This is a genomic window from Nonomuraea sp. NPDC023979 (genome assembly GCF_040639085.1).
Classification (GTDB): domain Bacteria; phylum Actinomycetota; class Actinomycetes; order Streptosporangiales; family Streptosporangiaceae; genus Nonomuraea; species Nonomuraea ceibae.
Genome location: NZ_JBEZZG010000005.1, coordinates 230,818 through 250,856 on the forward strand (window position 1 = coordinate 230,818; position 20,039 = coordinate 250,856).

The following is a 20,039-nucleotide window of genomic DNA, read 5'->3' on the forward strand; positions in this document are numbered from 1 at the left end:
TCCGCGCCCTGTGCGCGCCGTGTCATCGTTGTGTCACGATCCCGCCCTCGGGCGCCACGGGTGCGCCGCCGTCGACGAACCATGACATACGGCTGACGACGCGCGCACATCCCCCGCCAATCGTAGTTCGTCATGAGCGAACCACACATCCTCCCGCCCCGGCCCCGCGACCGGCTGTACGCCGTGGTCACGCTGGTGCTCGCCGCGCTCCTGCTGCCCGTGGCCTTCGCCCGCCACCCCGGCCGCGCCCGCGAGCTCGCCTGCGGCTGGGCGCTGCGGCTGCGCTTCCCCGCCGAGGACCTCACCGGCCTCACCGACGGCGCCAAGGCCGCCTTCACCGCGGCGCGCACCGACGCCCTCTGGCGCCACGGCCAGCTCATCGGCCTCACCTCCGGCTACCGCGACCCCGCCGCCCAGCAACGGCTGTTCGACGAGGAGGTACGCCGCTCCGGCTCCCCGGCCTCCGCCCGGATGCTCGTCCTGCCGCCGGCCGAATCGCGCCACGTCAAGGGCACCGCCCTGGATGTACGCCCCTACGAAGGCGCCCGCTGGCTGGAGGACCACGGCCCCCGCTACGCCCTCTACCGCATGTACGACAACGAGTGGTGGCACTTCGAACACCACCCCGCCGGCCCCCCACCCCGCCGCCCCCACCCGAACTGGCACCCCCTCCCCGCACCCGAGAACCACGCCTAGCTCTGGCGCTCGCGGGGGCGTGTCACCGGCGTCGTGATCACTCAGGCGCACCTCGGCCGGCCCGTGCTGGGGGCGGTCGTGCGCGGGTGATCGTGCAATAGCGTGGGTGGGGAGCAGGAGGGACGTGGCATGGGGGCTGCCCGGAGGGTGGACGTGGCGGGGTTGCCCGAGGAGCTCGTGGCGCTCATCGACGGGCTCGAACCCGGTGAGGAGCTGGTCGTCACGCGGGACGGCGGGTCGATCGCGACGATCTCCAGCACCGTGGACGTGGTGCAGGGGGCCGTCGTCGGGCGCGGGACGCCGGACGAGGGGCACGGGCGGGGGCCGGCGAGCTACGAGGGCGTGACCGTGGTGGCGACCGCGATGGAGTTGTCCACCGCGGCCAGGGTGGCGCTGGCCGCGCAGCTCGGGGCCGACTACGTGGTGCTCGACATGCACGCGGCTCCCGTGACGGCCGACGTGCTGCTGGTGCCGGCGGGCAGTCCGCAGTTGATCGGGGCGTTGCGGTCGGCGTTCCCGAAGGCGCGCGTCGTCGTCACCGAGATCGAGGACGACGAGCTCGGGGTGCGGTACGACGGCCCGGTCCGCCGGCTGCTCGACGCCGGGGCCGACGCGTACCTGCCTCCCGCGTCCGTCCCGAACCTGGCCAGGCAGCTCGACCACGCGCTGAACCACGGGCGGGAGCTCGCGGGCGGGACCGCCGCGCCCCTGCAGCTAGCGGCGGCGGCGGAAGCGGCGGACCAGGCTCACCGTGACGACGAGGGCGACCAGCACGCCGAGCAGGGCCCATGACGCCCGCCCGAGGAGCCGTTCCAGATGGGCGGCGGAGGCGCCCGCGAACGCGCCCAGGCTGACGTACACCGCCGACCACAGCAGCGATCCGGCGAGCGAGGCGGGCAGGAAGCGCCCGTAACGCACCTGGGCGGCGCCCGCGGCGGCCGGGGTGAGCGTGCGCACCACGGGGATCAGCCGGGTGACGAACACCGCAGCCGCGCCGTACCTGAGCAGCGCCGTCGTGGCGCGGTCCCAGTGCCGTACGCCGAGCCGCCGCACCACCCGCAGCTCCCGCATCCGCACGCCGTAGCGGCGGCCGAGCAGGTAGCCGACGTGGTCACCCGCGGTCACGCCGAGGGCGACGACGAGGAGCATCACGACGTACCGCACGGGCGTGCCGGCGGCGGCCCCCAGCAGGAGCACGCCCGTCTCCCCGGGCACGATCGACCCGAGGCCCAGGCCGGATTCGGCGAACGCCATGGCCCCGGCCACGACCCCCACCACCGGGAACGGCAGATCGCTGATCGCCTGGACGACATCCGTGATCAGATCCACCGTGCGCCGCCCCCGTACATGTTCGTGAACCACCATGATCCCGGCTTCCCGGGACTGATGGCGCCAATCGCCGCCCGGGACGGGCTCGTCACCTCACAGTCAGTAGTTGAGTCATTGCTGTAAGTGAACAATGGCGTCGTCCCACCCGTTCGAGAACAGGAATCCAGACCATGCGACGCATCACCACAGCCCTCGCCGCCCTGGCCGCCGCCGGAGCGGTCCTGGCCCCGCTCACGCCCGCCCACGCCGCCGACGGCGTGCTCGTCATCAACGACCACCCGTACTTCAACCCCAGCGGCTGCTACTCGAGCGACCGGTGGCCGCTGTCCGTCGCCAACCACACCAACGGGCTCGCGTACGTCTTCAGCTCGCCCGACTGCACCGGCGAGCTGCTCGAACTGGTCGAGCCGGGCGCCTCGACCGTCTCGGAGTTCGGCACGAGCGTGTACATCGACTGACCGAGCCCAGGGCCTGGGCTCGGCGTTCAGCGGCCGGTGACGAGGTCGTCCAGGTAGCCCGCCACCGGGCCGAGGGTGAGCACGCCGCTGCCCGCCCCGGCCAGCTCTCCGGCGGCGGGCGCGAGCTCGCGGCGCAGGCGGGCCATGACGGCGCGCTCGCCGAGCGCGACGGCGGCGCGGGCCGCCAGGCACAGGCGCGCCTCGCGCATCAGGTCGTGGGGCGATTCGGGCAGGCCGCGCAGCGCCGCCGCGGCCTCCTCGCGCCGGCCGGCGTCCAGCAGGATCAGCGGGCGGACCCACGGCTCGTACGGGCCGTAGTCGCGGGCACGCCAGCTCCCCGCGTCCCCGTCCCGGCCGGTCGTCAGGCGCAGCGCCAGCAGGGCGAGCGGCAGCAGGCCCTCCTCCATGCCGGGCATGCCGCTCCCGGCCAGCCGGGCCTGCGCGTCCCGGTAGGCGGCCGCGGCCTCCTCCGGCCGTCCCGCCACCGCGTGCCGCAGCCCCGCGTACCAGGCGGTGAACACCCCCACCAGCGGCAGCTCGTACCGGCTCGCGAGCGCGTCGGCGGCCTCGGCGTGCGCGTCGGCGGCGGCCAGGTCGCCCAGCGCGGCGCGCGCCTGGAGCTGGACGAGCCGCCCCAGCACCTCGAACGTCACCAGCTCGCCGCCGGCTGCCAGCTCGACCAGCTCGGCCCCGATCCGCGCCCGTTCGCCCGCCAGCCCGGCACGTCCGAACGCGTGCATGAACCGGGCGTTGAGCGCGAGCGCCAGCGACGCCCGGTCCCCGGACGCGCGGGCGATCGCCTCCGCCTCGCGGGCCGCCCGCCGGCCGCGATCCGACGTCGTGCCGCGCAGCTCCAGCGCCAGCGCGCTCCACAGCCGGCCCACCACGTCCCGGGGAGCGGACGGGTCGCCGGAGAGCGCGGCCAGCGTGCGCTCGGCGGCGGCGGCGATCCGGGCGGACAGGCGCTCGTCGTCGTTGCGCGTCCACACGGCCGGCACGCCGAAGGCCGTGATCACGGCCGCCGTCAGGTCGGCGTCGCCGAGGCTCTCCGCCGTGTCCACCGCCTCCGCCCGCAGCCGCCGCGCCTCCTCCATCCGCCCCGTCACGGCCAGCGCCCGCCCCAGCCCGAGATCCGCCTCCAGCCGATCCCGTACGGCGTCGCCGCCCGTGTGTGTGATCACCTGGCGCCACAGCCGGGCGGCCTCGTGCGGATCGGAACGGCGTTCGGCCAGCTCGGCAGCCGCGCGGGCATAACGGGCGGCCCTGGGCGAGACAGCGCCGCCCGCGGCCAGGGTGAAATGGTGGGCGAGCGCCGCCACGTCGTCCGGATGCAGCCGCTCCACCGCCTCCCCGACCGCCGCGTGCCACCGGGCCCGGCGCAACGCCGACAGATCCCCGTACAGCGTGTCGCGCACCAGGATGTGCGTGAACCGCAGCCCGCCCCGCTCGGTCAGGAACCCCGCCCGCAGCGCCCGCTCCACCGCGTCCAGCATCGGCCCCTCGCCCGCCAGCTCGGCCAGCACCTCCGGGTCCACGTCCCGCCCCGCGACCGCCGCCTGCATCAGCACGGTCCGCGTCTCCTCGGGCAGTTGCGCCAGGCGGTGCCGGATCACGTCCCGCACCCCCGCCGGAACCGCCTCCAGCCCCGCCTCGCCCTCGGCCGCGAACAGCCGGGCCAGCTCCCGTACGAAGAACGGGTTGCCGCCGCTGCGCCGATGGATCAGCCGCACCACCGGCCCGGCCGGCTCCCGCCCGGTGACCGCCCCGGCCAGCTCGCCCGTCGCCGCCTCGGTCAGCCCGCCCAGGTAGACCCGCACGGGCTCGGTGCGCGCCAGCCTGGCCAGCGCCGAGGTCAGCTCCGGGCCGACCTCCGTGGTCCGGAACGTGCCCACGACCAGCACCGGGCCCATCTCGGGCGCGGTGGCGACGGCGGTCAGCAGGTCGAGGGTGTCGGCGTCGGCCCGGTGCAGGTCGTCCAGCACCACCAGCACCGGCTCCCTGGCCGCCGCCCCCGCGACCCGCGCCACGACCGCCCGATGCCGCCGGAACCTCACCACCGCCGGATCCGCTCCCCGCCCTCCGCCATCCGGCCCGGGCCCGCCCGACCCGCCCGGCTCGGGGGGCGGGGGCAGCGCGCCGGTGACCTGGGTCCACGGCGCGGCGACGGGCGCGCCCTCGTACTCGGGGCTGCGGCCCCACGCCGTCACCCAGCCGCGCGCCGCCAGCCGCGCCGCGACGGCCTCGGCCAGCGCCGTCTTGCCCGCCCCGGCCTCCCCGGACACCAGGACGACCCCCGGCCCGCCCCGCCCGGCCACCTGCCCGGCCGCCTCCTCCAGCCGTGCCAGGTCCCCCTCCCGCCCCACGAACACCCGGCCGCCTGCCGCCGGCTCGGGAGCCCGTACGGGGGCCGGGTCGTCCTGGCTGAGGTGGGGCGCCTGGGTGAGGATGTCGGACTCCAGGCGGCGCAGCCGGGGCCCCGGGTCCACGCCCAGCTCGGTCACCAGCGTCTCGCGGACCCGGCGCAGCGCGGCCAGCGCGTCGGCCTGCCGCCCCGACCGGTAGAGCGCCGTGGCGAGCAGGTGCCAGGCGTCCTCGCGCAACGGCCGGTCACCGGCGTGCGCCTCCAGGTCGGAGACCGCCTCGGCGGAACGCCCCAGCGCCAGCAGCGCCTGCGCCCGCCGCTCCACGGCCAGCGCCAGCAGCTCGTCCAGCCGGTGGATCTCCGAACGGGCCCACTCCTCCCCGGCGTTCTCGGCGTACGCGGGCCCGCGCCACAGCGCCAGCGCCACGTCCAGGCAGGCCAGCGCCCGCTCGGCCTGCTCCCGGCCGCGCACCGGACCCGTGGGCGCCGGGCCCCCGGGCGGCGCGGCCGGCCGCCCGTCGGCCAGCAGCCGCCCCGCCTCGCCGACGGCCGCCTCGAAGCGCCAGGCGTCCACCGCGTCGGCCGCCGCCCGCAGCGCGTAGCCGGGCGCCGCCGTCACCAGCAGCCGCGCGGGCTCACGCGGCGGCCGGTCGGGCTCCAGCGCCCGCCGCAGATCGGACACGAACGTCCGCAGCGCCGAAACCGCCCCCTCGCCCGGCTCCTCCCACAGGTCCTCGACGAGCCGGTCGACCGGCACCACCCGCCCACGGGCGACCAGGAGCCGCGCCAGCACCGCCCGGTGCCGGGGCCCCCTGAGCGAGATCGGCCCGTGCTCGCCCACCGCCTCCAACGGCCCGAGCACGCCGAACGCCACCGTGGTCACGCCCCCAATCTACGCAGCTCCGGCCTCCTGACCCGACCCGCTGACCGGACCGCTGATCCAACACTGACCGGCTGCTGACCCCCGCCGGGCACGCTGGACGGCGTACCACTGGAAGCACCACCGAAAGGCCCTCATGAACCCCCGGATCAGCGGATTCGACCACCACCGCGTCACCGTCGCCGACGGCGTGACGCTGAACGCCGCCGTCGGCGGCTCCGGCAGCCCGATCGTGCTGCTGCACGGCTTCCCGCAGACGCACCTCATGTGGCGGCACGTCGCCGCCGACCTGGCCGCCGACCACACCGTCATCTGCCCCGACCTGCGCGGCTACGGCGCCAGCGACAAGCCCGGCGACCCGGACGGCACCGCGTACGCCAAGCGCACCATGGCCGCCGACATCGTCACGCTGGCCCGCGAACTGGGCCACGACCGGTTCGCCTTGGCGGGGCACGACCGGGGCGCCCTCGTCGCCGTACGCGCCGGGCTCGACCACCCGGACGCCGTCACCCACCTGGCGTCCCTCGACGTCCTGCCCACGCTCGACATGTGGGACGTCATGCGCGGCGCCGGCGCGGCCGTCGGCTGGCACCTGTACCTGATGGCCCAGCCGCCCGGCCTGCCCGAACAGCTCATCTCCGCCGGCGCGGACGCCTTCTTCGGCCACTTCCTCGACGTCTGGACCACCGACCCGGAGGCGATCCCGGCGGACGTACGGGCCGCGTACCTGAAGGCGTCGCGCGAGGCCGTGCCGTCGATCGTCGCCGACTACCGCGCGACGGCCGGCATCGACCTCGACCACGACCGGGCCGACCGCGCGGCCGGCAACCACCTGCGCATGCCCGTCACCGTGCTCCAGCAGGACTGGGGCGCCGCCCTCGGCTACGACGCGGAGGCGCTGTGGCGGGCCTGGGCGCCCGACCTGGTCCACCGCACCGTCACCTGCGGCCACTTCATGGCCGAGGAGGCCCCCGCCGTGGTCGTCAAGGAGCTGCGCGCGCTCCTGGCCAGGTAGACGTGTCGGCCGGGCCGCCTACCATACGGCCATGACCACGCACGGATTCACGCTGACCGCCGAGGGCCCGTTCGACTTCGGCGCGTCGCTGCGGTTCGTCGAGGACTGGCCGGCCACCGCCGCGCTGCCCTCCGACGGGCGGGCGCTGCGCTTCGCCTACTGCGCGGAGTCGGACTGGCGGCCGATCGGCGTGACCGTGACCGCCGCGCCCGGCGGGGTCGCCGTCGCCACCACACGACCGGCCGGGCCGGCGATCCGGGGCGAGGTGGCGCGGATCCTGTCGCTCGACGTCGACGGCACCGGCTTCGCCGAGCTCGGCAAGAGCGACCCGATCCTCGGCGACCTGCAACGGCGCAGCCCCGGCCTGCGCCCGGTGTGCTTCTGGAGCCCCTGGGAGGCGGCCTGCTGGGCGGTGATCGTCCAGCGTTCGTCCATGCTGATCACCTCGCGCATCAAGCAGCGCATCGCCGAGCGCCACGGCTCCCGCGTCACCGTCGACGGCACCGCCTACGCGGCCTTCCCGCCGCCGGTCTCGCTGCTCGACGCGGGCGGGCTGGGCCTGCCCGCGCAGAAGGAGGAGTGGCTGCGCGGCCTGGCCCGCGCCGCGCTCGACGGCGTGCTCACCACCGAGCACCTGCGCGCCCTCGACCCGCGCGACGCCCTGGCCGAGCTGCGCGCCCTCCCTGGCGTGGGCCCGTTCTCGGCCGGCCTCATCCTCATCCGCGGCGCGGGCGCCCCGGACGCCTTCCCGGGCGACGAGCCGCGCCTGTTCGCCATCCTCCGGGAGGCGTACGGGCTGCCGGAGGACGCCCCGGCCGCCGCCTACCGCAAGGTCGCCGACGCCTGGCGCCCGTACCGCTCCTGGGCGTCCTTCCTGTTCCGCGCCTCCACCTACGGCACCCCGGCCGACCAGCCGTCCTGACCGAGCGAGGCTTTCACGGCGGCGAACCAGGCGTCAGCATGCGGGCACCCCTTCCTGACGGCGTCGATCCCGATCTCGGCGATGACGAGCGGGCCGTCGGAGGTTTTGCGATAGCGCGGGTAGAGGTTCAGCAGGCGTTTGGACGGCGCCGTGTCGGCCCCGTCGTTGACGAGTTCGGCGCCGTGGGCGCCCAGCACGATCGCCTCCGCGGCGCGAGCTCGACATGGGTGACCCGGTCGTGTGGCGAACCTGGCGGGCGGGTCGCCATGCCAGGCACGTCGCCGGGCAGCCCGTAGTAGTCGAGCAGGGTCGTGAGCACGGTGATGGAGGAGTCGCGCAGGAGCAGGCGGATCTCGGTGGCGAGCTTGCCCCAGGTGGACAGGCCCCCTTTGTGGCTCATGCCGCCGGCAGGGCGCTTGGTGGTGAAGATGGACCGGGTCACGTAGACGTCGGCGCTGCGCAGATAGGGGTCGATGACCTCGCGTACGACGGTCTCCTCGGTCTGTCCCTCACACAGGACGTGCAGGCGGCGCATCCCGGTCACCGGGGCTCGGCCTGGGGCCTGGCTCCGAGCAGGTTCTTCTCCCAGAGTTCGCCCAGCGAGTAGTCCGTGAGCCAGGCCCGCAACCGTTCGGGGTCGGGGCGGTCGAAGACGGAGGCTCCGCCGGCACGTTCGACGATGATGAGATCGTCGAGGCCGAACTGGTTCATCAGCGTGACCGACTGGGTGGCGATGAGGACCTGGCTGTCGTGGCTGGCCGCGCGCAGCATGTCGGCCAGCTGCACGATGGCGTAGGGGTGCAGGCCGAGCTCCGGCTCGTCGAGGACGACGAGGTTGGGCAGGTCAGGCAGGCTGAGCAAGGTCGTCAGGCAGATGAAGCGGAGCGTTCCGTCGGACAGGGCGTCGGCGGGGAACACCACGTCGGACCCCTCCTGCCGCCAGCGCAGTCGCAGCCGCCCGTTCTCCTCGGCGAGGACGAAGTCACGGAAGAAGGGGGCGACCTGCCTGACGCTGAGCACGATGCGCCGGTAGGTCGCGCCGTCGGTCTGCTGCAGACGGAGAAGGACGGCGGCCAGGTTGCCGGCGTCAGGGTGGAGCGCGATGTTGTCGGATGCGTAGCCGGTCTGCTTCACCGGAGCGTTAGGGCCGGTGTCGTGAAAGTGGAACACCCGGCAGCCGCGCAGCGTGTCGACCACGTGCCCGGCGACGGAGTCCCAGCCGTACCGGCCGATCTCCTCCAGCAGCAGGGTTTCGCGATGCCCTCGCCCGAGAGAGGAGTCGACCGGCTGCGTCCGGCCCTCGCCATGAAATCGGATGCGTTCGTCACTGAAGATCAGTTCGTCGCGGGCGGCGGGGATGAGCGTCGCCTCGTACGCGCTGGGCGAGAAGTCCAGGCCGAGAGAGATCCGCGCATCGCCCTTGGAGCCGCCGTGGAGCAGCGCGGAGGCCCCGCCGGCGCGGCCCACGAACAGGTTGAGCTCGGCGTCGACGATGCGCCCCAGCAGGGCCAGCGCGGAGATGAAGTTGCTCTTGCCGGCGCCGTTGGCGCCGATCAGCACATTGAGATCGCGCAGCTCGACGCGGGCCGAGCGGATCGAGGTGTATCCCTCGACCGTGATCGATCGGAGTCCGCGGCGCGTCATGTGACCAGCTTAGGACGGCTCGGCCCCGCGTGATCTGCGATCGGGCGGTCAGGGGCAGGGTGGGGGTGTGGTGACGTGGAAGAACTCCAGGCGGATCGACGGGTCGTCGTGCAGGGCGATGGCGCGGGCCTGGGGGGTCGTCGCCCAGCAGGACGGCAGCAGGAAGTAGCGCTGGTCGGCCCGGATCAGCAGCCGCAGCCCGGCGTAGCGGTAGCGGAACTTGGCCGTCTCGTCCGGCAGGCGGGTCTCGGTGACGCCGGGGCCCTCCAGGTAGAGGCGGTGGGGCGTGTAGATGACCACGCCGGGCAGCAGCGCCGGGCTGTGGCGGAGCTGCTCCACCGCCCGGAGGCCGCGTAGCTGCGCGTACACGGCGACGGACCACAGCAGCAGGACGGCGAGCAGGGCGACGAAGATGGCCCGCCGGACGACGCGGACCCCGTGGGGTTCGACGGCGTAGCCGGGCGGGCGGGGGAGGCTCCGGGCGCGCAGGGAGGCGGCGTAGCCGAGCGCGAGCACGCCGAGCCCCAGGCAGGCGGGGGCGACCGGGGCTCTGACCTTGTACTCGACCCAGCCGGCCAGCCCGAGCACGCCGGCGACGACGGCGGCGAAGCCGAGCACGTCCAGCACGATCACGAACCTGCGCATGGCGGCCGGCCGGGCGGCCAGGCGGCGGACGAGCACCGCGTGCGCCGGCAGCGCGACGAGGACGGCCAGCAGGAGCACGGCCAGCGGTTCGATGGTGGAGGCGACGCTGCGCAGCGCGTAGTCCTGGATCGACAGGCCGAGCACGCTCTGGTCGACGCCGAGGCTGGCGAAGAAGGTGTTCGTGCGCACCGAGCCGAAGTAGACCATGAGCGCGGCGACGATCGTGGTCGGCGTGACGATGTGGGCCAGGACGCTGCCCAGCCGCGCCAGGTCCTGACTCACGCCGGGGCCGGCGTCGCCCTCGTCGGGGTTCTCGCCGAGCTTCTTCACGTTTCTTCGGGGAGGGGTTCGGGTTCCGGCTCCGGTTCGGGCTCCGGCTCCGGCTCCGGTTCCGTCTCGGGGGCCGTGGGCGGGGTGGTCCCGCCGGTTTCCGTCGGCACGGGGTCGTGGGTGGGCTCCGAGGGGCGCTCCTCCTCGCCGGTGGGGGAGCCGGTCGGGGAGCCGGTGCACGCGGGCAGCGCGCCGGGCTTCTCCGCGCAGGCCTCCTTCAGGTACGGGCCCGTGTCCCGGCCGAGTCCGGCGAGCCGGGCCAGGCTCTCCTGGGCCTTGGCCGTCTCGCCGACGGCCGTGTAGCTGACGAGCTGGGCGTGGTACATGAGCTCCAGGAACTGGGGCCGCGTGCCGGCGGGCAGCTCGGCGTCCAGCCGGTCCGCCGCAGCGAGGCTCTTGATCGCCTCCTCGTACCGGCCCAGGCTGGCCTTGGCCGCCCCCGCGCACACCAGGGCGACGGCCACCGTGCTGGAGTCGCCGCCCACGTTCGCGGGCCGCTGGTTCGCGTGCCGGTCCATGCGCCGCGCCGCGAGCTCGTACTGGCCGGATGCCAGCAGCTTCTGGCACTCGCGGCACACGGCCACGGTCGTGTCGGGCACGTCGCCGCCGCCGGTGGACGGCACGAGCTCGCCGTTCGGCTTGATGGCCGGTTTCGCCGACACGCGCGGTGACGGCGCGGAGTCCTGGGAGCCGCCGCAGCCGCCCGCCAGCGCCACGCCGGCGGCGAGCGCGAGCGCCGTCAGGGCCGCTGACCAGGTTCTCCCCACGGCTCCGGTCATACCGTCGCAGCGTGCCCCGCTCCCATCCGGCGTTGGAAAAACCTGGCCAAATCCGCGCCCCGGAGGTCACCGGACGGTGGCCAGCCACTCCTCGAACGTGGTCGGCGCGATGCGGGCGCCCTCGCCGGGCAGCAGCACGTCACCGGCCATCGACGTGCCGAAGAGGCCCGACCACGTCGGCACCAGCTTGACCTCGCGGCCGCGCGCCTGGTGGGTGCGCCGGGCCATGTCGACGAGGTCCTGCGTCTCGGGCCCGGCGAGGTCGGCGTGGCGGCCCAGCGGCGCGCCGGTGGCGATCTCGGCCAGGACGGCGGCCACGTCGGCGGGCGCGACCGGCTGCACGAGCAGCGGCGCGATCGTGGCCACGCCGTCCTGCTCGGTCCAGCCCGCGACCATCTCGGCGAAGTCGTGGAACTGGGTGGCCGGGACGATCGTCCACGGCACCGGCCCGGCGGCCACCAGGCGCTCCTGCTCCCGCTTGCCGGCGTAGTGGGCGTTGCCCTCGACGCGGTGGATGCCGGCGATCGAGAGCAGCACGTGGTGCCGGACGCCGGCCCGCGCCTCGGCGGCGAGCAGGTTGCCCGTGGTGGTGGTGAAGAACTCCACCGCCTCCTCGCGGCGGCCGGCCGGGCCATTGGTGGCGTCGACGACGGCCTCGACGCCGGTGAGCGCCGCGTCGAGCCCGTCGCCGGTCATGAGGTCGACGCCGAGCGAGCGGCTGATGCGCACGACGTCGTGCCCGTCGCGTTCGAGGGCGGCGACGGTCAGGGATCCGATGTTGCCGGTGGCGCCGGCGACGGCGATCCGCATGATGATCTCTCCTTCTTCCCGTGGGGTCACGACCCTATCTCGGACTAAATGGATCTGCAATATCCGCGATATGCTGGTGGCGTGAAGCTGCCCGTGAGCACCGAATGGCTGTTGCACTGCGCCACCACGCTGGCCCAGCTGGAGCCAGGCGCCACCGCGTCGGCGGCTCAGCTCGCCGACTACTACGATCTGCCCGCCCCCTACCTGGCCAAGCAGTTGCAGGCGCTGGTCCGGGCCGGGGTGCTGGCGGCGACGACCGGCCCGCGCGGTGGGTTCCGGCTCGCCCGCCCGGCCGCCGACATCACGCTGCTGCGGATCGTGGAGGCCGTCGACGGCGCGGCCTCGCCGTACGAATGCCGCGAGATCCGCCGGCAGGGGAGAGGTGCGCTGCCTCCGGAGGACTGCCGGGACGCCTGCGTGCTGGCCGCGAAGATGGCCGACGCGCACCGGGCGTGGCGCGACAGCCTGCGCGGGGTCACGCTGGCCGACATCCTCGGCGAGCTGCCCCCGACGGCCCCGGCCCGCACCCGCTCCCGCCTCATGGCGAAGTGAGGGGTCGCCGCTACAGATGTAGCAATCGGCTGCTACAACTGTAGTCATGACGAAGGCCATCACGTGCACGCTGTGCGAAGCGATGTGCGGCCTGCTGATCACCACCTCCGGCGACCGCGTGACCGGCATCCGCGGCGACGCCGACGACCCCCTGTCGGCCGGGCACCTCTGCCCCAAGGCGCTCGCCCTCGCCGACCTGCGCGACGACCCCGACCGCCTGCGCGCCCCCGTCCGCCGCACCGCCGACGGCTGGCAGGAGATCACCTGGGACGAGGCGTACGACCTCGTCGCCGGCGCGCTGGCCCGCATCCGCCGGCGGCACGGCGCCGACGCCGTCGCCACCTACCTGGGCAACCCCGTCACCCACAGCCTCGGCGGCATGACGCACGCGCCGCCGTTCGTCAACCTGCTCGGCAGCCGCAACCGCTTCACCGCCGGATCGGTCGACCAGCTCCCCCACCAGGTCGTCGCCCGGCTCCTGTACGGCCACCAGTGGCTGCTCCCGGTCCCCGACATCGACCGCACCGCGTACTTCCTGATCTTCGGCGCCAACCCCGCCGTCTCGAACGGCAGCCTGATGACCGCCCCCGGCATGGCCCGCCGCATCCGCGCGCTGCACGAGCGCGGCGGCACGGCCGTGCTGTTCGACCCGCGCCGGACCGAGACCGCCAGACTCGGCGTCGACCACCACTTCATCCGCCCCGGCACCGACGCCGCCCTCATCCTCGGCCTGCTCCGCGTCATCCTCACCGAAGGCGCCGCCACGCCCGCCGCGTACGTGGACGGGCTGGACGAGGTCCGCCACGCCGTCGAGCCCTTCACCCCCGAACGGGTCGAGGCCGCGACCGGCGTCGGACCCGGCACCGTCCGGCGCGTCGCCCTGGAGTTCGCCGCCGCGCCGGCCGCCGCCTGCTACGGCCGGATGGGCGTGTCCACGCAGCGGTACGGCACGCTGTGCCAGTGGGGCATCCAGCTCCTCAACATCGTCACCGGCAACCTCGACCGGCCCGGCGGCACCCTCCTCACCAGGCCCGCCGTGGACGCGATCGGACAGCTCGACCCCGGCCGCCGGGGCCGCTGGCACAGCCGGGTGCGCGGGCTGCCCGAGTTCGGCGGCGAACTGCCGCTCGCCGCCCTCGCCGAGGAGATCCGCACCCCCGGCCCCGGCCAGGTCCGCGCCCTGCTCACCGTCGCCGGCAACCCCGTGCAGTCCGCCCCCGGCGGGCCCGCGCTCGACCAGGCGCTGGCCGGGCTGGAGTTCATGGCCGCCGTCGACTTCTACGTCAACGAGACCACCCGCCACGCCCACGTCATCCTGCCGCCCACGGAACCCCTCGAACGCGACCACTACGACCTGGTCTTCCGCATGCTCGCCGTCCGCGACACCGCCCGCTACTCGGCCGCCGCCTTCCCCAAACCGCCCGGCGCCCGGCACGACTGGGAGATCTTCCGCGACCTCGCCCGCCGCTACCGCCGCCTCGTCCGCACCGGCCGGTGGCGCGACGCCCTCATGCTGCGGCTGCGCCCCGACCGGATCGTCGACCTCGCCCTGCGGACCGGCCCGTACCGGCTGTCACTGGCCCGGCTGCGCCGCCACCCGCACGGGATCGACCTCGGCCCGCTGCGCCCCGGCCTGCCCCGGCGGCTGCGCACCCCGCGCAAGCGGGTGCGCGCCGCCCCGCCGCCGCTCCTCGAAGCCGTCCGGCAGGCCGCCGCCGACCTGCTCACCCCCGCCGAGCCCGGGACACTGCTCCTCATCGGCCGCCGCCACCTGCGCGACAACAACTCGTGGATGCACAACTCGGCCCGGCTCACCAAAGGCCGCCCGCGCCACCACCTGCTGATGCACCCCGCCGACCTCGCCGCCCGCGGCCTCGCCGACGGCGCTCCGGTGCGCGTCCGCTCGACGACCGGCGAGGTGACCGTCGAGGTCGCCGCCAGCGACGACCTCATGCCCGGCACCGTCAGCCTGCCCCACGGCTACGGCCACGACCTGCCCGGCGTACGGCTGGCCCGCGCCCGCCACCTGCCCGGCGCCCCCGTCAACGCCCTTACCGACCCGGCCGCGCTCGACCAGCTCAGCGGCACCGCCGTGCTCAACGGCGTCCCCGTCACCGTGGAGCCCAGCCCATGACCCCCCGCAGCCGGCGGGCCGCCGACGCCGCCATCGAGGTCCTCGCCGACGAAGGCATGCGGGGCCTCACCCACCGCGCCGTCGACGCCCGCGCCGGGCTGCCGCCCGGCAGCACCAGCAGCTGCTTCCGCACCCGCCTCGCCCTGCTCGACGCGCTGCTGGCCCGCATGCTGGAGCTGGACGAGGCGTCGATCGTACGCCTGCCGCCCGACGCGTGGAGCAGCCGCGAACGGGTCGCCGCGACGCTGGCCGGGCTGCTCGCCCACTGGCTCGGACCGGCGCGGACCCGGACCCGGGCCCGCATGGAGCTCTACCTCGACGCCGCCCGCCACGCCGCCCTCCGCGCCCAGCTCGACGCCGCCGGCGCCCGCTTCCTCCACCTCGCCGCCACCGGCCTGCGCGCCGCCGGGGTGCCCGGCGCCGACGACGCGGCCCGCATGCTCGTCGCCCAGCTCGACGGCGTCCTCTTCGACGCCCTCGCCCGGCCCCTTCCGGTGGCCGCCCAACCCGCCTGGCTCGAGTACGCCGCCCGCACCATCGCCCACTCCATCCCCGACCCCACCCCATAACCGAAGCCCCGGCGCTCGCTCCTCCCGAGTGCAGCCCGCACCCGCCCCGGCGTCCCTCCGGGCTTGCCTACGGGGTGGCCGCCTTCCGGGGAGGCCGTTCCCGCTTGTACGGGCGCGCGCCCGCGTCGGGACCGGGGTCCTCCTGGGGTGGCCGCCTTCCGGGGAGGCCGTTCCCGCTTGTACGGGCGCGCCCGCGTCGGGCCAGCGTCCCCCGGCTGGGACCGGCGTCCTCTGGCCGGAGATCGTCCCGTTTCGGGGGCCTCTCGTTTTGGGAGGCCGCCCCGTGGGGTGCGTCCCTTCCGGGGGCGCGCTGGGTGGGGCGCGGGGGGCCACCCCGGGCGGCTCCGGTTCTGGGGCGGGGGCGTTACGCTCTCGGGGGGTCAGAGGGTGTGGAGGAAGGATTCGAGGGTTTTGTTGTAGGCGTCCGGTTGTTCCAGGTTGGGGTAGTGGGCGGTGCCGTCGATGGTGTGGGTGCTGCCGTGGGGGACGGTGGTGGTGAGGCGGTCGGCCATGCCGAGGTGGTCGGGCGAGTCGAGGGAGCCGTTGATCGCCAGGACGGGGACGCGGACGGACGGGAGCCGCTCCCAGGTGTCGTGGACCGGGACGAGGTGGTTCGGCTCGCCGGGGGCGTGTTTGGACATGGTCTCGCGGGCCATGCGGCGCAGGCGGGTGACCACGTCGGGGTCGAGGGTGTCGAGCGCGCGGTGCGGTCCGGCGGCGAAGAGCAGGTGTCCTTCGACGGAGGCGTCCAGGTCGCCGGCGGCCATGGCGGCCTGCCAGCCGGCCCAGGCCCGGGTGGTCCAGGGGTCGGTGAAGTACGGTTCGCTGGTCCCGGCTCCGGTTACGACGACGGCGCTGACGAGGTCGGGGTGTTCGAGCGCGGTGTCGACGGCGGTGGCGGCGCCCATGGAGACGCCGACGAGGATCGCGGGCCCGGTGCCGAGGTGGCGCAGCAGGGCGGCAAGGTCGTCGGTGAGCCGGTAGGGCTCGGTGGCGTTGGGGGAGCGGCCGTGGCCGCGGGCGTCGGGGGCGATGACGCAGAAGCGCTCGGCGAAGGCGGGGATCTGGTCGTCCCACATGCGGTGGTGGAGGAACCCGCCGTGCAGGAGGACGAGGGGACGGCCGGTGCCAGATTCGGTCCAGAACAACTCACTCATGACAACCAAGGTGTCATCTTCCGCTCAACATGGCAACTAAGGTGTCATCATGAGCGAGAGTGGCGACGCGGTGACCGACCGGCTCACCGAGGTGTTCGACCTGGTGGGCCCGCTCTACCGGCGCGCCCAGCGCAAGGTGGAGCTGGACGCCCCGATCGAGGGGTTGTCGGTGGGCGTGCGGGCGGTGCTCAACATGCTGCGCGAGCACGGCCCCATGACCGTCCCCCAGATGGGCCGCGACCAGGCGTTGAGCCGCCAGTTCGTGCAGCGCATGACCAACGACGCGGCGGCGCGCGGGCTGGTCGAGTTCGTGCCGAACCCGGCGCACCGGAGGTCGTCGCTGATCCGGCTGACGGAGGCGGGCCGGGCCGCGATCACCGCCGTGTTCGACCGCGAGCGCGCCATGCTGCGGCAGATCGGCGGCGACCTGACCGAGGCCGAGATCGCCGCCTGCCTGCGCGTGCTGTCACGCCTCCTGAGCCACCTCGACGACGTGGACGTCGACTAGGGGGACGTCGGCTTAGAACGCGGCGTCGTCGTCGGCGGCCGGCTCGGCGGTGGCGTCGTCCGGGTGGTCGGCGGCCGGCGCGCAGCCGAGGTCGCAGCCGCCGAACCGGTCCGCGTCGACCGGCGTGAACGGCGTCGCGGGCACGCCGCGCAGCGCGGCGATCATCGTGTCCTTCCAGATGGGGCCGGGCAGCGAGGCGCCCTGGACCGACCCGTAGTAGCGTCCGCCGATGGTGACGCCGGTCAGCTTGTGGCGCTGGGAGCCGCGCGGGTCGCCGATGCTGACGGCCCCGGCCAGGTCCGGGGTGAACCCGGCGAACCAGGCGCTGGCGTACCCGTCGGTGGTGCCGGTCTTGCCGGCGGCGGGCCGGCCGATGCCGCCGACGCCGCTCATCGTGCCGTGCGTGAACACCCCGGACAGGATGTGCGCGGTGGCGTCGGCGACCCCGGCGTCGAGCACCCGCTCGCAGCGCGGCCGGAACGTGGTGGCCTTGCCGTCCCGGCCGACGACCTTGGTGATGGCCATCGGCGGGCAGTACGTGCCGCGCGCGGCGATGGCGGCGTAGGCGGTGGCCACGGTGACGGGGTCGCTCTCGTTGATGCCGAGCGTGAACGTCTCGAACTCCCGCAGTTCCTCGCCGTCCGCCCGTTTGATGCCGAGCGACCTGGCGGTCTGGACCGTCGGGCACAGGCCGACCCGCTCCTGCAGCTCCATGAAGAACGTGTTGACCGAGCCCCAGGTGCCGGTGGCGAGCGTCTTGAAGCCGGGCGACCCCTCGTCGTTGGTGACGGTCCACGACGGGTCGCCGACCTTGCGGCCCGCGCAGTCGGTGAACGAGGCGGCGGCGGGCGCGGTGTAGCCGGCGCCGGCGGTGATGCCGTCGTCGATCTTCATGCCCTGCTTGAGCGCCTCGATCAGCGTGAACGTCTTGAACGTCGAGCCCGCCTGGAAGCCGATCAGCCCGCCGTGGTCCATGTCGGCCACCGCGTTGTAGGAGATCTCGTTCTTGCGCGCCGAGCCGCCGAAGGGCCGGCTGGCGGCCATCGCCCGGATCGCGCCGGTGCCCGGCTGGACCAGCGCCTCGGCGGCCAGGGCCCGGTCGGAGGCGTGGACGTGCTTCTTGATGGCGGCCTCGGCGGCCTTCTGGGCGGCGGGGTCGAGCGTGGTGTGGACCTTGAGCCCGCCCTGGCTGAAGGCGGCCTCGCGCTGCCGCCGGGTCTTGCCGAAGGCGGGGTCGGACAGCAGCTCGTGCCGGACGTATTCGCAGAAGTACGGGTAGCGGCTCTCCTGGCAGCCGTTGGGCTGTTTGACACCCTTGTAGCCGAGCTTGCGGGCCTTGGCGGCGGCGGCCTGCGCGGGGGTGATCCGGCCCAGCTCGGCCATCCGGTCGAGCACCACGTCGCGCCGCTGCCGCAGCAGCTCGCGGGCCTTGGCGCCGCGGTCGGGCGAGGTCGCCTTGGGGTCCTGGACGGCGCCGGCCAGGGTGGCGGCCTGGGCGAGGTCGAGCCGGGCGGCGGAGACGCCGAAGAAGCGCCTGGCCGCGGCTTCGACGCCGTTGGCGCCCGCGCCGAAGTAGGCGATGTTCAGATATTTCTCCAGGATCTGGTCCTTGGTGTACTTCTGCTCGACGGCCATGGCGTGGCGCAGTTCCTGCAGCTTGCGCGCGTAGCTGGCCTCCAGGGCCGCGTTCTTCTCCGCCTCGGTGCCGGCCGCGTTGAACAGCACCTGCTTGACGTACTGCTGGGTGATGGACGAGCCGCCCTGGCTGATGCCGCCGGAGGTGAGGTTCTTGACCAGCGCGCGGGCGGTGCCCTCGACGTCGATGGCGCCGTGCTCGTAGAAGCGGTCGTCCTCGATGGCGACGATGGCGGTGCGCATCACCTCGGCGATGCGCACCAGCGGGACGACCTTGCGGTCCTGGGCGTAGAACTGGGCGATCCTGCGGCCTTCGGCGTCGTACACCGTGGTCTTCTCCGCCAGCGGCGGTTCCACCAGTTCCTCCGGGCGCAGGTTGAGCGCTTCGGTGCCCGCGACGAGCACCGCGCCCGAGCCGCCCACGGCGGGCAGGGCGAGCGCGGCGGCGACCAGCCCGGCGGCGGTGGCGGCGGCGGCCAGCCGGGCGACGCCGGACATGCGGGTACGGGAATGCGACCTGGACATGGCGGCCATGACAGCACAGGCATCCACAGACTGTCCAAGACCGATATCAATCGCCCTTTGATATCCAAACAGATATCGATGCCGGTGCTGTCACATCCCGGGCCGCTGTCCCGTCCTCCCCGTGCTGTCCAACAGACGAGGAGGTCTTCATGAGGGTGTTGCTGGCCGGGGCGACCGGCGCGATCGGGGTGCCGCTGCTGTCGGCGCTGGCCGGGGCCGGGCACGAGGTGGTCGCCGTCATCCGCGATCCCGCCAAGCGGCGGCTCGTCACCGACGGCGGGGCGGTCGCCGTGATCGCCGACGTGCTCGACCGCGACGCGCTGCTGCGCGCCGTCGACGGGGTGTCGGCCGACGTGGTGATGCACCAGGCCACGGCGCTGCGCAACGCCTCGCGCAGGCTGACTCCCGACGACCCGACGATCGCACTGCGCGGCCGGGGGACCGCCAACCTGCTCGACGCCGCGCGGGTGGTCGGCGCGCACCGGTTCGTCACCCAGTCGCTGATCACCGGCTACGGCTACCGCGACAACGGCGAGCGGCTGCTGACCGAGGAGGACGAGTTCGGCGTGCACGTCGGTACCGTCGCCGACCTGGTGACGGACTCCAGCGTGGCGACCGAGCGGCAGGTGTTCGCCGCCGAGGGCATCGAGGGCATCGCCCTGCGTTACGGCATGTTCTATGGCAAGAACGCCTTCAGCGACATGTTCGCCGACATGATGCGCAAGCGGGCGCCGGTGCTGCCGCGCGGCAGGACGGGCACTACGTCCTTCGTCCACGTGGCCGACGCCGCGGCGGCCGCGGTCGCGGCGATGGAGCGCGGCAGGCCGGGGGAGGCGTACAACATCGTCGACGACGAGCCGATGAGCTGGCGCGACTTCCTGATGACGGTGGCGCGCACGCACGGCACCCCGCGCCCGGTCGTGACGCCGAGGTGGCTGATCCGGCTGGCGGTGCCGTACCTGGGCTGCCTGCTGATCGATACCACGACGCGGGTCTCGCACGCCAAGGCCACCCGCGAACTGGGCTGGGCTCCGGTGCACCGGAGCGTGCCCGAGGGGCTGAAGGCCCGCTGACGACCCGCCGGGGCGG

20 protein-coding genes are annotated in these 20,039 nt (G+C 74.5%); 10 read left to right on the top strand and 10 right to left on the bottom strand.

The genetic code is table 11. The annotated features are described in order from the left end of the window. Positions 1-132: 132 nt before the first annotated feature. Together vanY-N and AB0G11_RS12670 are read left to right on the top strand one after the other, a co-directional pair. Positions 133-696 carry a D,D-peptidase/D,D-carboxypeptidase VanY-N gene (gene vanY-N, locus AB0G11_RS12665; protein ID WP_357585690.1) on the top strand — a complete coding sequence of 188 codons (564 nt, stop codon included), beginning with the start codon at positions 133-135 and terminating at the stop codon, positions 694-696. A 129-nt stretch (positions 697-825) separates the two neighbouring features. Next, entirely contained in the window at positions 826-1,488 is a 663-nt protein-coding gene (locus AB0G11_RS12670) for a hypothetical protein (RefSeq protein WP_357585692.1), read from the top strand. Here AB0G11_RS12670 and AB0G11_RS12675 read toward each other — a convergent pair. Next, entirely contained in the window at positions 1,411-2,025 is a 615-nt protein-coding gene (locus AB0G11_RS12675) for a DedA family protein (RefSeq protein ID WP_308126244.1), read from the bottom strand. The two genes, AB0G11_RS12670 and AB0G11_RS12675, sit on opposite strands and share 78 nt — an antisense overlap. Positions 2,026-2,195: 170 nt before the next feature. Between AB0G11_RS12675 and AB0G11_RS12680 the strand changes: the two genes are divergently transcribed. Beyond that, positions 2,196-2,483 (top strand): hypothetical protein, encoded by a 288-nt coding sequence (locus tag AB0G11_RS12680; protein ID WP_357585694.1) that lies wholly within the window; start codon positions 2,196-2,198, stop codon positions 2,481-2,483. A gap of 26 nt (positions 2,484-2,509) precedes the next feature. On the opposite strand, the gene AB0G11_RS12685 is transcribed toward AB0G11_RS12680, so the two are convergent. After that, positions 2,510-5,728: a BTAD domain-containing putative transcriptional regulator gene (locus tag AB0G11_RS12685; RefSeq protein WP_357585696.1), complete on the bottom strand. Its 3,219-nt coding sequence runs from the start codon at positions 5,726-5,728 to the stop codon at positions 2,510-2,512. A 133-nt stretch (positions 5,729-5,861) separates the two neighbouring features. Between AB0G11_RS12685 and AB0G11_RS12690 the strand changes: the two genes are divergently transcribed. Further along, positions 5,862-6,740, top strand: a complete 879-nt coding sequence (locus AB0G11_RS12690) for an alpha/beta hydrolase (protein ID WP_357585698.1) — start codon at positions 5,862-5,864, stop codon at positions 6,738-6,740. A gap of 31 nt (positions 6,741-6,771) precedes the next feature. After that, positions 6,772-7,662, top strand: a complete 891-nt coding sequence (locus AB0G11_RS12695; RefSeq protein WP_357585700.1) for a hypothetical protein — start codon at positions 6,772-6,774, stop codon at positions 7,660-7,662. On the opposite strand, the gene AB0G11_RS12700 is transcribed toward AB0G11_RS12695, so the two are convergent. The 6 genes from AB0G11_RS12700 to AB0G11_RS12725 all read right to left on the bottom strand — a co-directional run bounded on the left by AB0G11_RS12700 (position 7,632) and on the right by AB0G11_RS12725 (position 11,870). After that, positions 7,632-7,859, bottom strand: coding sequence for a DUF4276 family protein (locus AB0G11_RS12700; RefSeq protein WP_357585702.1), 228 nt, complete (start codon positions 7,857-7,859; stop codon positions 7,632-7,634). The genes AB0G11_RS12695 and AB0G11_RS12700 overlap by 31 nt on opposite strands. Then, positions 7,790-8,197 (bottom strand): DUF4276 family protein, encoded by a 408-nt coding sequence (locus AB0G11_RS12705; RefSeq protein WP_357585704.1) that lies wholly within the window; start codon positions 8,195-8,197, stop codon positions 7,790-7,792. Before AB0G11_RS12705 ends, AB0G11_RS12700 begins: the two co-directional genes overlap by 70 nt. A gap of 5 nt (positions 8,198-8,202) precedes the next feature. Beyond that, positions 8,203-9,306, bottom strand: coding sequence for an AAA family ATPase (locus AB0G11_RS12710; RefSeq protein WP_357585706.1), 1,104 nt, complete (start codon positions 9,304-9,306; stop codon positions 8,203-8,205). A 48-nt stretch (positions 9,307-9,354) separates the two neighbouring features. Further along, positions 9,355-10,281, bottom strand: coding sequence for a hypothetical protein (locus AB0G11_RS12715; protein WP_357585708.1), 927 nt, complete (start codon positions 10,279-10,281; stop codon positions 9,355-9,357). Further along, positions 10,278-11,048 (bottom strand): hypothetical protein, encoded by a 771-nt coding sequence (locus AB0G11_RS12720; RefSeq protein WP_357585710.1) that lies wholly within the window; start codon positions 11,046-11,048, stop codon positions 10,278-10,280. The genes AB0G11_RS12715 and AB0G11_RS12720 overlap by 4 nt, the downstream gene beginning before the upstream one ends. A gap of 78 nt (positions 11,049-11,126) precedes the next feature. After that, the gene (locus tag AB0G11_RS12725; protein WP_357585712.1) at positions 11,127-11,870 is read right to left on the bottom strand and encodes an SDR family oxidoreductase; all 744 of its coding nucleotides are present in this window, start codon (positions 11,868-11,870) and stop codon (positions 11,127-11,129) included. Between the two features lie 81 nt (positions 11,871-11,951). Between AB0G11_RS12725 and AB0G11_RS12730 the strand changes: the two genes are divergently transcribed. The 3 genes from AB0G11_RS12730 to AB0G11_RS12740 are packed head-to-tail and all read left to right on the top strand — an operon-like array spanning position 11,952 to position 15,125. After that, entirely contained in the window at positions 11,952-12,422 is a 471-nt protein-coding gene (locus tag AB0G11_RS12730; RefSeq protein WP_357585714.1) for an Rrf2 family transcriptional regulator, read from the top strand. A gap of 46 nt (positions 12,423-12,468) precedes the next feature. After that, on the top strand, positions 12,469-14,556 hold the full coding sequence (locus AB0G11_RS12735) for a molybdopterin-dependent oxidoreductase (protein WP_357585716.1): 2,088 nt from the start codon (positions 12,469-12,471) through the stop codon (positions 14,554-14,556). Next, a complete protein-coding gene (locus tag AB0G11_RS12740) occupies positions 14,553-15,125 on the top strand; it encodes a hypothetical protein (RefSeq protein WP_219518908.1) in 573 nt (190 codons plus the stop codon). Before AB0G11_RS12735 ends, AB0G11_RS12740 begins: the two co-directional genes overlap by 4 nt. 380 nt (positions 15,126-15,505) lie before the next feature. Here AB0G11_RS12740 and AB0G11_RS12745 read toward each other — a convergent pair whose 3' ends face one another. After that, positions 15,506-16,282 (bottom strand): alpha/beta hydrolase, encoded by a 777-nt coding sequence (locus tag AB0G11_RS12745; protein ID WP_357585718.1) that lies wholly within the window; start codon positions 16,280-16,282, stop codon positions 15,506-15,508. A gap of 49 nt (positions 16,283-16,331) precedes the next feature. Between AB0G11_RS12745 and AB0G11_RS12750 the strand changes: the two genes are divergently transcribed. Beyond that, entirely contained in the window at positions 16,332-16,790 is a 459-nt protein-coding gene (locus tag AB0G11_RS12750) for a MarR family winged helix-turn-helix transcriptional regulator (RefSeq protein ID WP_357585720.1), read from the top strand. 12 nt (positions 16,791-16,802) lie between these two features. Here the strand turns inward: AB0G11_RS12750 and AB0G11_RS12755 are convergent, their stop codons facing one another. Then, positions 16,803-18,950: a transglycosylase domain-containing protein gene (locus AB0G11_RS12755; RefSeq protein ID WP_357585722.1), complete on the bottom strand. Its 2,148-nt coding sequence runs from the start codon at positions 18,948-18,950 to the stop codon at positions 16,803-16,805. A gap of 149 nt (positions 18,951-19,099) precedes the next feature. Between AB0G11_RS12755 and AB0G11_RS12760 the strand changes: the two genes are divergently transcribed. After that, positions 19,100-20,023, top strand: coding sequence for an NAD-dependent epimerase/dehydratase family protein (locus AB0G11_RS12760; RefSeq protein ID WP_219518897.1), 924 nt, complete (start codon positions 19,100-19,102; stop codon positions 20,021-20,023). Positions 20,024-20,039 lie beyond the last annotated feature (16 nt).